This is a genomic window from Oerskovia gallyi (assembly GCF_014836745.1).
GTDB lineage: Bacteria > Actinomycetota > Actinomycetes > Actinomycetales > Cellulomonadaceae > Oerskovia > Oerskovia paurometabola.
In genome coordinates, this window is record NZ_JACSQE010000017.1 from 1 (window position 1) to 13,361 (window position 13,361).

General features: G+C 73.1%; 14 protein-coding genes. 7 read left to right on the plus strand and 7 right to left on the minus strand.

All coding sequences use genetic code 11. From position 1 onward, the window contains the following. Nucleotides 1–118: 118 nt before the first annotated feature. Together H9640_RS17750 and H9640_RS17755 are read right to left on the minus strand one after the other, a co-directional pair. Nucleotides 119–706 (minus strand): TIGR03086 family metal-binding protein, encoded by a 588-nt coding sequence (locus H9640_RS17750; RefSeq protein WP_191792106.1) that lies wholly within the window; start codon nt 704–706, stop codon nt 119–121. Next, the gene (locus tag H9640_RS17755) at nt 703–1,077 is read right to left on the minus strand and encodes a VOC family protein (RefSeq protein ID WP_191792107.1); all 375 of its coding nucleotides are present in this window, start codon (nt 1,075–1,077) and stop codon (nt 703–705) included. Before H9640_RS17755 ends, H9640_RS17750 begins: the two co-directional genes overlap by 4 nt. Nucleotides 1,078–1,214: 137 nt before the next feature. On the opposite strand from H9640_RS17755, the gene H9640_RS17760 reads away from it, so the two are divergent. Next, on the plus strand, nt 1,215–2,825 hold the full coding sequence (locus H9640_RS17760) for a methyltransferase domain-containing protein (RefSeq protein WP_191792108.1): 1,611 nt from the start codon (nt 1,215–1,217) through the stop codon (nt 2,823–2,825). Continuing rightward, entirely contained in the window at nt 2,812–4,647 is a 1,836-nt protein-coding gene (locus H9640_RS17765) for a glycoside hydrolase family 2 protein (protein ID WP_191792109.1), read from the plus strand. The genes H9640_RS17760 and H9640_RS17765 overlap by 14 nt, the downstream gene beginning before the upstream one ends. A gap of 6 nt (nt 4,648–4,653) precedes the next feature. Here the strand turns inward: H9640_RS17765 and H9640_RS17770 are convergent, their stop codons facing one another. Continuing rightward, nucleotides 4,654–5,373: a M15 family metallopeptidase gene (locus H9640_RS17770; RefSeq protein WP_191792110.1), complete on the minus strand. Its 720-nt coding sequence runs from the start codon at nt 5,371–5,373 to the stop codon at nt 4,654–4,656. A gap of 136 nt (nt 5,374–5,509) precedes the next feature. Between H9640_RS17770 and H9640_RS17775 the strand changes: the two genes are divergently transcribed. From H9640_RS17775 to H9640_RS17785, 3 genes are all read left to right on the plus strand, one after another. Continuing rightward, nucleotides 5,510–6,184: a response regulator transcription factor gene (locus H9640_RS17775; protein WP_191792111.1), complete on the plus strand. Its 675-nt coding sequence runs from the start codon at nt 5,510–5,512 to the stop codon at nt 6,182–6,184. After that, nucleotides 6,181–7,356: a sensor histidine kinase gene (locus tag H9640_RS17780; protein WP_318243830.1), complete on the plus strand. Its 1,176-nt coding sequence runs from the start codon at nt 6,181–6,183 to the stop codon at nt 7,354–7,356. The genes H9640_RS17775 and H9640_RS17780 overlap by 4 nt, the downstream gene beginning before the upstream one ends. 81 nt (nt 7,357–7,437) lie before the next feature. Next, nucleotides 7,438–8,022 (plus strand): hypothetical protein, encoded by a 585-nt coding sequence (locus tag H9640_RS17785; protein WP_191792112.1) that lies wholly within the window; start codon nt 7,438–7,440, stop codon nt 8,020–8,022. Between the two features lie 12 nt (nt 8,023–8,034). On the opposite strand, the gene H9640_RS17790 is transcribed toward H9640_RS17785, so the two are convergent. Together H9640_RS17790 and H9640_RS17795 are read right to left on the minus strand one after the other, a co-directional pair. Further along, nucleotides 8,035–8,601 carry a pyridoxamine 5'-phosphate oxidase family protein gene (locus tag H9640_RS17790; RefSeq protein ID WP_191792113.1) on the minus strand — a complete coding sequence of 189 codons (567 nt, stop codon included), beginning with the start codon at nt 8,599–8,601 and terminating at the stop codon, nt 8,035–8,037. Nucleotides 8,602–8,693: 92 nt separating this feature from the next. Then, nucleotides 8,694–9,677: a DUF2804 domain-containing protein gene (locus tag H9640_RS17795; RefSeq protein ID WP_191792114.1), complete on the minus strand. Its 984-nt coding sequence runs from the start codon at nt 9,675–9,677 to the stop codon at nt 8,694–8,696. Between the two features lie 155 nt (nt 9,678–9,832). On the opposite strand from H9640_RS17795, the gene H9640_RS17800 reads away from it, so the two are divergent. Next, complete coding sequence (locus tag H9640_RS17800) at nt 9,833–10,072, plus strand: hypothetical protein (RefSeq protein WP_191792115.1); 240 nt, start codon at nt 9,833–9,835, stop codon at nt 10,070–10,072. A 100-nt stretch (nt 10,073–10,172) separates the two neighbouring features. Here the strand turns inward: H9640_RS17800 and H9640_RS17805 are convergent, their stop codons facing one another. Together H9640_RS17805 and H9640_RS17810 are read right to left on the minus strand one after the other, a co-directional pair. After that, on the minus strand, nt 10,173–10,934 hold the full coding sequence (locus tag H9640_RS17805) for a class I SAM-dependent methyltransferase (protein ID WP_191792116.1): 762 nt from the start codon (nt 10,932–10,934) through the stop codon (nt 10,173–10,175). A 50-nt stretch (nt 10,935–10,984) separates the two neighbouring features. Further along, nucleotides 10,985–11,179, minus strand: coding sequence for a hypothetical protein (locus H9640_RS17810; protein WP_191792117.1), 195 nt, complete (start codon nt 11,177–11,179; stop codon nt 10,985–10,987). Between the two features lie 295 nt (nt 11,180–11,474). Here H9640_RS17810 and H9640_RS17815 point away from each other — a divergent pair, with 295 nt between their 5' ends. Beyond that, nucleotides 11,475–13,361 (plus strand): alkyl/aryl-sulfatase, encoded by a 1,887-nt coding sequence (locus tag H9640_RS17815; RefSeq protein ID WP_191792118.1) that lies wholly within the window; start codon nt 11,475–11,477, stop codon nt 13,359–13,361.

Consider the following 13,361-nt stretch of genomic DNA (forward strand, 5'->3'; position numbering starts at 1 on the left):
ACGGGCGCGAGCGCATCAAGGTCGTGCCCCGCGAGGACATGATCCGCATCGCCCGCCGCCAGACCGAGGCAGCCACCAGCACCGAGGAAGCCACCAGCACCGAGGCGGCCGGCGACGCTCAGGCCTGACGTCCGGCCAGGGCGAGCAGCCTCGTGAGGTCGGGTGCGTCGTCGGGCACGGGGAGCGGGCCCGCGAACAGACGGCTCGCCGCGAACATGCCCTTGCGGCGCTGGGCGTAGCCCAGGACGAACGACACGAGCTGCGGGCCGAGGTCCGCGTCGAGGCCGATGCCCTGCGCGAGGTCCCACGCGTGGACCGTGAGGTCGAACGTCATCTGGTGCGCGTACTCGGTCGCCGGGGCGTCGCCGTACGACAGGTGCACCGCACGGTCCAGGGCGCCGGGGGCCAGGAACGCCTCGCGCGACTGGGTCGACGCGTCGATCCACGCGTCGACCGGGTCGTCCCCCAGGACGTCGCCGTCGAAGACCGTGCCGACGTCGGCGACCGTCCGGCCCGCGAGCAGCTCGGGAGCCCAGAGCTGCTCGGAGACCAGGTGGTTGACGAGGTCGTGGACGCTCCACTCGTCGTCGGGCGTGGGCAGGTCCCACTGGTCGTCCTGGACCCGCCGGACCAGGTGGTCGAACGCCCCGATGGCGTCGCCGTGCGCCGCCAGGAGGTGCTCGTGCGACGAGACCGCGGTGCTCACGGGTTGCTCAGGATCGCGAGGACGTTGCGCGCCGGGTCCTTGAACCAGGCGATCGCCGGTCCCTCGGGACCGCGGGCGATGCCCTTGGCATCTTGGTCGAACCCGACGTAGCGCTCGAACTCGACGCCCTTCGCGATGAGCTCGTCGACCGCGGCCTCGACGTCGTCGACCCCGAAGTTGAGCACCGTGAACGATGCCGCGACGTGGTTCTTCTTGGGGTAGACGAACACGTGCCCGCCCGACCCGAGGCGCAGGTCGAGGCCCATGGGGGTCTGGTCGACCTCGACGCCCACGACGTCGGCGTAGAACGCCCGCGCGGCGTCCAGGTCGTTCACCGAGAAGCTGCTGAATGCGTTCGTCGTCGAGACCATCGGGTGCTCCTTGTCCACGGCAGATCCACAGGGGGTGGCGTCGTCGGCGCCACTTCCACGATGGCACGGAACGCCGACGGTGACGAGGGGAGGCGTCCCGCTTGCGATGGACCCCGTCGGCGAGCGAAGGTACGCGGGTGCCTTCAGCCCCGCTCGTCCGTCATGTCCTCTTCCCGGGGCGCCACCACCTCGTGACCCGCTTCCAGGTCGACTACCTGCGGGCGCTGCGCGCCGGGCTGGTGAGCGACCTCGACGGCGTCCCCGTCCGCTGCTCCCCGGACGCGGTGGTCGTGTGGGCCGTGACGTCCGCGAACCACGCGGGCACGCGCCGCAACCCGGTCCCGGGGCACCGGCGCGAGGCGCTCATCGAGCACGTGACGGCGGTCGAGCACCTGCCGAGCCTCGTGGTCCCGGTGCCGGACGTGGCGCCGCACCCGCGGTTCGCGCACCTCGTGGCGACCACGGTCGAGACGGCGACCGGTCACGCCGTGACGCTCGACCCGCACGACACGGTCGTGGCCTGCTCGACCCCGGAGGTCATCGCGGCCTACCAGGAGCTCGGGTACCGCGTCGTGGGTGTCGAGCTCGACGCGACCGACGCCCAGGGCGACGGCCCGGCCCGCCCGTGGGACGCCGTCGGGCGCCTGGCTGCGGGCGACCCGACGTGGACCGACGTCGCGCACCCCGTCGTGCCGGGCTTCTTCCGGCGCTACGGGCTCGAGGCGCAGATCGCCCAGGTCTTCGCCGACCCCGTCGTCTCGGGCGACGGTGACCTGACCGCGACGCGCGACTACCGGACGTACGCCGCGGCGTTCGAGGACGCCTCGCGCCGCAAGTGGGAGCAGGTGCGCCCGTACGTGCTCCCCGGGCGGATCGTCGACATCGGGTGCGCGACGGGCGGCCTGCTCGAGCACGTCGCGGCCGAGCCGCGCCTGCACGAGTCGGACCTGTTCGGGGTCGACGTCGCACGCCACCTCGTGGCCGAGGCCGAGCACAAGAAGACGCAGGGCGTGTTCGCGAACCCCAACGTGTGGTTCGTGCAGGCCAACATCCTGCGCGGTGAGGTCATGCCCGAGCGCAGCGTCGACACGACCGTCACGATCGCGCTCACGCACGAGATCTCCTCGTACGGCGAGGGCGTCCCCGACGTCGGACGGTTCGCCCAGCGCACGTTCGTCCACACCCGCCCGGGCGGGGTGTGGATCAACAGCGACGTGTGCGGTCCGGCGGACGGCGACCGCGTGGTGCACCTGACCCTCCGGGACGACGACGGCGCGCGCCCGGGCGTCGTGACGGACCTCGACGCGTGGGCGCGGCCCGACGTCGCCGCGCACGTCCGCGGGCTGTCGACGGCCTCGCGCATGCGCCAGTTCGCGCACGACTTCCCGCGCCTGTCCGGTGCGTCGTTCGCGGTCGAGGAGGTCGCGCCCGCGACGTTCCGGCTCACGCTGCGCGACGCCATGGAGTTCCTCACGACCAAGGACTACGCCGACAACTGGCTGTCCGAGTGCCACGAGCGGTTCTGCGACCTGGACGGCGACGCGTGGGCCGACCTGCTGGCGGGGGCCGGCTTCGAGCTGGGGCCCGAGAGCGGTGCGTGGCGCAACGAGTGGCTCGTCGAGCACTCGTTCGCGCCCGTGGCGACGCTGACGGACGCCGCGACGGGCGAGACGGTCGAGTGGCCCGACACGCACGTGCTGACGGTCGCGCGCCGGCCCGTGCTGGACGCGGCCCGTGGCCGGGGGTAGCGGCGGGGGCGCGACCCTGCCCACGCGCTGGACCGCCACGCTCGACCGTGCCGCGCCGCTGCCCGAGTACCCGCGCCCGCAGCTCGCCCGCGACAGCTACCTGAACCTCAACGGGGTCTGGGAGTACGCCGTCACGGCGCAGGGTCCCGGTCCGGTGGGCTCGCTGGGCGGCACCGCGCCCGAGGTGTTCGACGGCGAGATCGTCGTGCCGTTCTCGCCCGAGTCGCCGCTGTCCGGGGTGGAGCGGCAGGTCCAGCCCGACGAGGCGCTCTGGTACCGCCGCGACCTGTCGCTCCCGGACGGGTTCGTGCCCGGCGACGGCCGCGTCCTGCTGCACTTCGGCGCGGTCGACCAGTCGTGCCGCGTCCTGGTCGACGGCGTCGAGGTAGGGCGTCACACCGGCGGCTACCTGCCGTTCGCGTGCGACGTCACGGACGCCCTCGCCGGTGCGCCCGGCGAGGCGCACGAGCTCCTCGTAGAGGTCACCGACGTCAGCGACACCAGCTTCCACGCGCGCGGCAAGCAGAACCTCGCGCGGGGCGGCATCTGGTACACGGCGCAGTCGGGCATCTGGCAGACCGTGTGGGTCGAGGCCGTGCCCGCCCTGCACGTCGCCCGGCTCACGCTCGTGCCCGATCTCCCGGGCGGCCGCCTCGACGTGACCGTCCACGCGGGCGAGGGGCCCGCGGGGGCGAGCGGCGGCGTCGGGCAGGACGCGCCCGTGGCGCGCATCCAGGTGCACGACGGCGCCACGCTCGTCGCGCAGGTCGACGCGCCCGTGGGCGTGGTCGCCCGCGTCCCCGTGCCCGACCCGCACCTGTGGACGCCCGAGGACCCGCACCTGTACGACGTGACCGTGACCCTCGGCGACGACGAGGTGCGCAGCTACGCGGGGCTCCGGTCGTTCGGCGTCGGACCCGACGCGCAGGGGGTGCCGCGTCTGCTCCTCAACGGCGAGCCGTACTTCCACGCCGGGGTCCTGGACCAGGGGTACTGGTCGGACGGGCTGCTCACCGCGCCGTCGGACGAGGCCATGGTCCACGACATCGCGACCATGAAGGACCTCGGGTTCACGATGCTGCGCAAGCACATCAAGATCGAGCCCCTGCGCTGGTACCACCACTGCGACCGGCTCGGGATGCTCGTGTGGCAGGACATGGTCAACGGGGGCGGCCCGTACCGTCCCGCGGTCGTCAAGGCGCCCGTGCTCCTGCCGCTGCGCCTGAGCGACCGGTTCCACGCCCTGTTCGGCCGGGGCGACGCCGAGGGGCGCGAGGAGTTCCTCCGCGAGGTCGACGCGACCGTCGAGCACCTGCGCAACGCCGTGGGGCTCGCCGTGTGGGTGCCGTTCAACGAGGCCTGGGGTCAGTTCGACGCGGCCAAGGTCGCGGCCCGCGTCAAGGCCCTCGACCCCACGCGGTCGGTGGACCACGCGAGCGGCTGGCACGACCAGGGCGCCGGGAACCTGCGGAGCCTGCACGTGTACTTCAAGCCGTTCCGCGTGCCGCCGCGGCGTGACCGGCGGGCGCTCGTGCTCTCGGAGTACGGCGGCTACAACCTGCGGGTCGAGGGGCACGTCGCCGGGGAGAAGGACTTCGGGTACAAGGGGTACGGCGATCCCGAGGCGCTGGGCGCGGCGTTCGAGGCGCTGCACCGTGAGCAGATCCTCCCCGCGATCGCCCGCGGTCTGGCCGCGACGGTGTACACCCAGCTCTCGGACGTCGAGGACGAGACCAACGGGCTGCTGACCTACGACCGGGAGGTCGCCAAGCTCCCGGCCGGCCTGGTGCGCGCGGTCAACGCCGAGCTGCGGCTGGGCTGAGCCTGGTCAGCCCGCCGCGTCCGGGAGCGGCTGCGGGCACTCGCCACCGGGCGTCGTGGCGAGCTCGAAGTGCCACATCTCGTTGGCGAACGTCTGGCACAGGCCGTAGCGCGCACCCTTGCGGATCGTCCAGTCGGCGCCGTCGGTCGGACCGATGTCGACGGCCTGGCCGGAGACGTGCTCCGACGTCTCGGGCGTCTTGACGAACCTGCGGGCCTCGTCGAGCGAGCCGTAGCGGTCGACCGCCCGGTCGAGCAGGCTCTGCTGGTAGCCGGTGCTGCGCCACCCGGATGTGACCCAGAAGTCGACGCCTGCGGCCCGGGCGTCCTGCGCGGCGGCCTGGAGCGCGGCGCGCAGGTCGTCGTCGAGGCCCGAGATCGCGGGGTGCGTGGTGTCGAACGGGTCGATCGTGTCGTCCTCCTGGCGCGGGTCGTCCTGCGCGGGGAGGTCCGTGGCCGCCCGGCCCTCGGCACCCGCTGCTCCGGCGCCGGGGGCCGGGACCTCGGTGCCGAGCGTGTCGGCGACGAACGTGCGCAGGCCGCGGTCGGCGTCGGGCCCGAAGGCCCACGCGAGCGACGCAAGGACCGCGAGGACCGCGACGACCGCGACGAGGAGGGGTGGACGGCGCCTGCGGGCGCTCGGGCGGGGAGGTCGGGCCGGGCCGTCCAGCGGCGGTGCGGGGGTGGGCACCGGGGCGAACGAGGGCGGTGGGGTACGTGTGTCCATGACCACCACTGCACCCGTCGGCATGTTGTCCCGGTGTCTCACTTTTCGCAGACGTTTTCGACACACCCCACTTCCTAGACTGGCGGGGCAGGCCCGCCGTCGGAGGGGCCGGGCCGACGAGCGAGGTGGAGGACCGATGCGGGTGCTGGTCGTCGAGGACGAGCCGTTCCTGGCCGAGGCCGTGCAGACCGGGCTGCGGCGTGAGGCCGTCGCGGCCGACGTCGCGCTCGACGGAGAGCAGGCGCTCGAGAACCTGAGCCACACCGCGTACGACGTCGTGGTGCTCGACCGCGACCTGCCCGGGGTCCACGGCGACGAGGTGTGCCGGTCGATCGTGGCCCGAGGCCTGCCGACCCGGGTCCTCATGCTCACCGCGGCGGGCACGCTCGACGACAAGACCCGCGGCTTCGGGATCGGCGCCGACGACTACCTGACCAAGCCGTTCCTGCTGCCCGAGCTGATCCTGCGCGTGCGGGCACTGGGACGCCGCCCGGCCCCGCTCCCACCCGTGCTGGAGGCTGCCGGGGTGCGGCTGGACCCGTTCCGCCGGGAGGTGTACCGCGACGGTGAGCACGTGCGCCTGAGCCGCAAGCAGTTCGCGGTGCTGGAGGTCCTGCTGGCGGCCGACGGTGGCGTGGTGAGCGCCGAGGACCTGCTCGAACGTGCGTGGGACGCGAACGCCGACCCCTTCACCAACGCCGTCAGGGTGACCGTCTCGACGCTCCGCAAGCGCCTGGGCGACCCCTGGGTCGTGCACACCGTGCCGGGCGTGGGCTACCGCGTCGGGGCGCCGAGCGTCGAGACGCCGTGAGGATCCTGCGCCAGACCGCCCGGCTCCGCCTGACCCTGAGCTACGTGGCGTTCCTGCTCGCCGCCGGGCTCGCGATGTCCGTCATCGTGTACGCCGTCATGCGCTTCGTGCCGAACTACCCGCTCACGGCGGCGAACCCGTCGGACGCTCACCTGTTCATCGCGTCGCGGGGCCAGATCCTCGACGCGTTGATCCAGGCCTGCACCGTGGCGATGGGCGTGCTCGCCGTCGTGGGGACGGCGGGCGGATGGCTCGTCGCCGGGCGGGTGCTGCGCCCCCTCGCGGACCTCAACACCGCGGCGCAGGTCGCGGCGTCGGGCGACCTGTCGCACCGCATCTCGGCCCGCGACACGAGGCGGGGGCGGGACGAGTTCACCGACCTGGCCGACACGTTCGACACGATGCTCGAACGGCTCGAACGGTCGTTCGCGGCCCAGCAGCGGTTCGCCGCCAACGCCTCGCACGAGCTGCGGACCCCGCTCGCGGTGACCCAGACCATGCTCGACGTCGCGCGAGCCGACCCCGACGCCGTCGACCTCCCGCGCCTGCTCGAACGCCTCGACGTGACCAACAGGAGGGCGAGCGACCTCGTCGCGGCCCTCCTGCAGCTCGCGGCCCTCGACCGGGCACCGGTCGCCCGTGCGCCGGTCGATCTCGACGTCGTGGTCGAGGACGCGGTCGACGACGTCGCGCGCGAGGCCACCGACCGCGGGGTCCGGATCGCGGTCGAGAGCACGCCCGCGATCGTGCCGGGCGACGAGGTCCTTCTCGCCCGGGTGGTCGACAACCTGCTGCGCAACGCGATCCGGCACAACCTGCCGCACGGCGGCTGGGTCACGATCCGCCTCGAGGACACGGCACCCGTGGTCCTGACCGTCGAGAACAGCGGGCGACCGCTCACCGAGGACGGACTGCGCATCGCGCTCGAACCGTTCGCCCGGCAGGTGGACCGGCTCGCGCACGCACGGACCGCCCAGCACGACGCGCGGCCCGACCGCAGCAGCAACGGCCTGGGGCTCGCGATCGTGGCCAAGATCGTGGAGGCGCACCGCGGCAGGCTGCTGGTCGTGGCCCGGCCCGGCGGGGGAGCGGTCGTGCGCGTCGAGCTCCTGCGCGGGGCGGCCCCGGCCGGGACGCGTCGGCCGAAGGGGCCGGACGCCGAGCCCACCTGACGGCCCGGCGTTCCCCGATCGTCGGGGCGAGGGCCGGGGAGCGGTGCTGCGCCGTCGGGCGAGCCTTCGTACGCTGGGGACATGCTGCTCACCCGGCAGACGCTCAGCGGGCTCGAGGACGGCACGGTGTCCCTCGCGTACCGCCGCTGGCTCGCGCCGCGCGTGCGGGCAGGCAGCCGGATGAGGACGCGGATCGGGGTCGTGGAGGTCACGTCGATCGACCGGGTCCCGGAGGTGGACGGGGTCCCCGACCTGCCCGACGACGACGCGCGCGCCGCCGGGTTCCGCTCGGCCGACGCGGCGCTCGCCTGGGTTGCCGCCAAGGGCGAGGGGGATCTGTACCGGATCGGGCTGCGGCGCGTGGGGGAGGACCCGCGCGTCGCGCTGCGGCAGGACGCCGACCTGTCCGCCGAGGAGGTCGAGGCGCTCCGCGCACGGCTCGCCCGCATGGACCGGGCGGCGCCCGCGCCGTGGACACGGGACTACCTCGACCTGATCGTCGCCCGGCCCGAGGTCGTGGCACGCGAGCTCGCGACCTCGATCGGCGTCGAGCGCGACTACTTCAAGATCCGGGTCCGGCGGCTCAAGGAGCTCGGCCTCACCGAGAGCCTGCCCGTGGGCTACCGCATCTCGCCGCGCGGTCGGGCGTACCTCGACGCGACGTAGCGCTCGCGCCTCTCAGCCCAGCGGCGCGATGTCCACGCCGGGCAGCCCGTCGATGCTCGTCGCGTTCTTCTTCTGCCAGTAGGCGTCGAAGTACTCGGGCTCTCGACGGTCGTGCGCGCGGTCCAGGACGTCACGGTCCGCCACGAAGTCCATGAGGGGCACCGAGAACCCGCACGAGTCGGAGACCCGGTCCACCTCGACCACGACGATGCCGCGCTGCCCCGACTCCCGCTCCTTGGCGAACAGCGGGCGCAGCACGTCGAACTCGGGGGTGCGGGCGAGGACGTACCGGCCCCGGCCGTGGAAGCGCACGATGTTCGGTGGCCCCTCGAACGCGCAGAACATGACCACGATGCGCCCGTTCTCCTGCAGGTGTGCCGCGACCTCCGCCCCCGAGCCCGTGTAGTCGAGGTAGGCGACCCGGTGCGGGTCGAGCACGACGAACGTGCCGCCCATGCCCTTGGGGGAGACGTTGACGTGCCCGTCCCCCGCGAGGGGGGCCGTGCCCACGAAGAACACGGGTTGGGACAGCACGAAGCGGGAGAGCCGGGGAGTGATCTCGTCGTGGACGGTCGCCATGGGCGGCAGTCTGGCACCGGGAGCGCGCCGCGCCGAGGCGCGGTCCATATGTGAGACGAGCGGCGCCGTCGGGCCTGCTGAGAACGGCGCGGCTACCAGCGCTGCCGTGCCTCCTCGGCCCAGCCGACCATGCCGTCCAGGTCCACCCACGCGCCCTCGTCCGTGCGGGCGCGGCCCGACCACGTGCCGAAGCACTGGTGCGTCTCGCTGCCCACGATGAGCAGCTCGGTGCGCGCGACCCGCTCGTGGAAGGGCGTGAACAGCGCCTCGACCCCGTCCCCCGAGACGCGCCACGGCGCGAGCCAGTCCGTGCGGTCGTACGTCCAGTCCAGCTCCGTACCGATCTTGTGGATCCGCCCGTCCACCAGGAGCGCGTTCTCGGTCGAGCCCGTGCCGTCCGTCCATCCGCCGCCGAGCTGGATGCCGCGGCCGTGCCCGCTGCCCGCGGCCCAGTTCCACGTCATGGCGTAGGGCCACCGGCCGCGCCCGTGGTCGAGCACCGCGAACGAGTCGTCGGCGCTGACGTCGTGCCGGGTGCCGCGCACCGTGAGCGAGCCGTGGACAGGGCGGGCCACGTCCTTGACCGTGTACTGGAACAGCCGGTCGCCCCACGGGACGACGACCCCCAGCGACTCGTGCCCCGGCGGGAGCGGGACGGTCAGGTCGAGGCTCACGTCGCGCGAGGCCGCCCGGATGCGGGTGGCCTCGGGGGCCTGGTCGATCACGATCGCGAGCCTCTTCGCGCGCGCCTCGACGCGACCGGATCCGCTGCGCTCGGGCATGACCACGCCCCGGGCCAGGGGCACGACGACGTCGGTCACCGTCTCCTCGCCCGTCGTCCGGTCCAGGACGTACAGGCCGTGGACTCCCGCGTAGTCGATCGAGGACGCGACGATCCCGACCACGTGGGTCGGCGTGACCACGCCCCAGTACTCCCAGCGCTTGGTCCGCCCCCAGCCGCGCAGGTTCGCACGGTGCAGGGGGGCGCGCGTCCACCCGACCGCGTCCGGGTTCAGTCGGCCGTCGGGCAGGCACAGGTCGACCGGGGACGTGATCTCGCGCTCGTGCGTCGTCATGCGAGGAGGCTACTGGTCGGTAGGCACCGGGTGTGCCGCACGCACCCACGGACGACACGTCGACGTCCTGCGCCCGCAACACGGACGAAACGACAGTGCTTCACGATCGACCTGACGGCCCCGGCAGCGGGGCGGCGACGACCGGAGGAGAGCCCATGAGCACGCAACGCCCCTACTTCCTCGCCCCGAGCACCCCGCACCGGCGCTCCCGGTCGACACGGGCGGCAGGCGCCCCCGGCATGCCCCGCGTCGTGGAGTCCGCCGACCGTGCGGGCAAGCCCGTGCGCCGCGCCAACCCGGGGGACGAACGCACGATCGACCCCGCGGACCGCAAGCGCCGGGCGCTCGCGGCCCTCGGAGACCTCACGCGGGGGCATGCTGGGCTCGGCGGCTGAGACCCGCTCGGCCGCGTCGGCGCCGACGCCGGCGGCTCGGCCGGGGTGTCAACGGAGACACCTCTCCCCGTGCCCGACGGCGCCGCGGCCGTCCGGACGTTCAGCCCGGCTTGCGTGCGTCGACCAGGAAGCGCGTCGTCGTCGCGACGAAGGGCCCCTCGGCCTCGATCTGCTCGTGCAGCGCGGCGAGCTGCGGGCGGTACTCCTCGACCGTGAACCCGGGGACCATCCACACGACCTTGCGCAAGAAGTAGACGACCGCGCCGATGTCGAAGAACTCGGTACGCAGCTCCTCGAACCGCAGGTCGACGACCTCGAGCCCGGCAGCCTCGGCGGCGGCGCGGTCGGCGTCGGGGTGGCGGCCGTTGCGGACCTCCTCGGGCTGCGGGCCCAGGAAGTGCTCGACGAGCTCGAAGACGCTGTACGGGCCCACGTGCTGCGCGAAGTACGTGCCGCCGGGGGCGAGGACGCGAGCGATCTCCGACCACCACGGCTTCACCGGGTGGCGGCTGACCACGAGGTCGAAGGCCTCGTCCGCGAACGGCAGGGGTGGCTCGTCCGCATCGGCGACGACCGCGACGCCGAGCGGGTGCAGGAGCCGCGTGGCCTGGGCGACGTTCGGGGGCCAGCCCTCGGTCGCCACCGTCAGCCGCGGGAGCCGGGGGATCGAGGCGAGGACCTCGCCGCCGCCCGTCTGGAGGTCGAGGGCTGCGCTCGCGGTGGCCATCCGTTCGCCCATCGAACGGGCGTAGCCCCAGGAGGGCCGCTGCTCGGTCGCACGACCGTCGAGCCAGGAGAAGTCCCAGCCGTCGACGGAGACGGTGGCCGCTTCGGAGACGAGGTCGTCGAAGGATCGCTTCATGCGTCCGATCCTGACAGGTCAGGTCAGGGCGTGGTCAGCTGATTCTGAGGTCAGCCGACGATGAGGGCGATCGTGGTGATCACCGCTCCCCAGAAGGCGATGCCTGCGCCGAGGGCGATGCCCATGCCGTGACCGCCGGTGCTAGGACGCCCGCGCTGCTCACCGGCACGCACGGCCCACGCGGCGCGGGCGGCGAGGAGCACGCCGAGCACCACGAGAACCAGCCCTACCGTAACCCATACCATTGTCCCACTCTGCATGTAGGAGGCCGCTGCCCGCAATTCGAAGAACCTCCTGGTACGTGGTGTTTTCTGCCACACAGGGGGCGGGCCGTCGTTCAAACCCTAGGTGTCGATCCTGGGAATGCTGGCGGCGCTCACTGAGTGGGACGACACCACGTCTATGCATGGGACGTGCAGGTCAGTCGTCACGCGCGCACGGCGCCTGTCCGGGACCAGCCCGCGCGCCCCTCGCGCCTCGGGCCTAGCGTGGGAGATGCCGCTCGACGGGGAGCGGCCCCGCGTCGTCCGAGGAGCCTCCATGTCCGATCCTGTCGTCGAGAGCGTCGCGGCGTCGTTCCGCACCGCCCAGGAGACCCTGCCGTTCGACGACACGCGTGACGTCGAGGCAGCGGCGCGTGGCCTGCTGGCCGAGCCCTCCCGGCCGCACGTGCTCGACGACGCCGGTCGGGTCGTCTGGGACACCACCGGGTACGGGTTCCTCGACGGGCCGGCCCCGGGCACGGTCCACCCCAGCCTGTGGCGGCAGAGCGGGCTCGTCGCGAAGGCAGGGCTCTTCGAGGTCGTGCCGGGGATCTACCAGGTCCGAGGCTTCGACCTGTCGAACATCACCTTCGTCGAGGGGGAACGCGGTGTCATCGTGATCGACCCGCTCATCTCGACCGAGACGGCAGCGGCCGCCCTCGCCCTCTACCGCGGCGAACGGGGCGAGCGCCCCGTGACCGCGGTGATCTACTCGCACTCGCACGTCGACCACTTCGGCGGCGTCAAGGGCGTCACCACGCAGGAGGACGTCGACGCGGGGACCGTGCCGGTGATCGCGCCGTCGGGCTTTGTCGAGCACGCCGTGTCCGAGAACGTCTACGCGGGCACCGCCATGGCACGGCGGGCCGGGTACATGTACGGGGCGGCGCTCGCCAAGGGTCCGAGCGGCCAGGTGGGGGCCGGCCTGGGGCAGACGACGAGCACGGGCACGGTCTCGCTCATCCTCCCCTCGCTCTACGTCACCGAGACGGGGCAGCGCGAGGTGGTCGACGGCGTCACGATCGACTTCCAGCTCACGCCCGGCACCGAGGCCCCCAGCGAGATGAACTTCTTCTTCCCCGAGCGCTCGGCCCTGTGCATGGCGGAGAACGCGACCCACACGCTCCACAACACGCTCACGCTGCGCGGAGCGCTCGTGCGCGACCCGCACGTGTGGGCCGAGTACCTCACCGAGGCGATCCGCCTGTTCGGGCACCGCTCCGACGTCGTGTTCGCCTCGCACCACTGGCCCACGTGGGGTCGGGACGAGCTCGTCGGGTTCCTCTCTACCCAGAGGGACCTCTACGCCTACCTGCACGACCAGACGCTTCGCCTGCTCAACCAGGGCCTCGTGGGCAAGGAGATCGCCGAGCAGATCGTCCTTCCGCCCGCTCTCGAGCGCGCGTGGAACGCCCGCGGCTACTACGGGAGCGTGAGCCACAACGTCAAGGCGGTCTACCAGCGGTACATGGGGTGGTTCGACGGCAACCCCGCGCACCTCTGGGAGCACCCGCCCGTCGAGGAGGCGCGGCGCTACGTCGAGTTCATGGGCGGCGCGGACGCGACGGTCGCGAAGGCGCGCGAGTCGTTCGAGGCCGGCGACCTGCGCTGGGTCGTCACCGTCCTCAACCACGTCCTGTTCGCAGACCCGGCGCACACCGAGGCGCGCGAGCTCCAGGTGCAGGCCTACACGCAGCTCGGGTACGGCAGCGAGAACGGCACCTGGCGCAACTTCTTCCTCTCCGGGGCCGTCGAGCTCCGGGACGGGAACTTCGGGACGCCCACCGCGTCGGCCGCGCCCGACATCCTGGCGGCGCTCTCCGTCGAGCAGGCGCTCGACTCGATCGCGATCCGGATCGACGGGCCGCGCGCGTGGGACGCGACGGTGCTCCTGGACTGGGTGGTCGACGGTGAGCGGCACCGCGTGCGCCTCGCGAACGGTGTGCTCACGCACCAGGTCCCGGGCGCGGAGGACGCGACGGCCCCCGAGGCGACGTTCACGGCCGCCAAGCCGGGCTTCCTCCAGGCCGTCGTCGCGCCACAGACGTTGGGTGACCTGACGGCTGCGGGGACCGTCGAGGTCGACGGTGACGCGGGGGCATGGGGTCGGCTCCTCGGATTCCTCGACACCGTCGACCCCTCGTTCGAGATCGTGCTGCCCTAG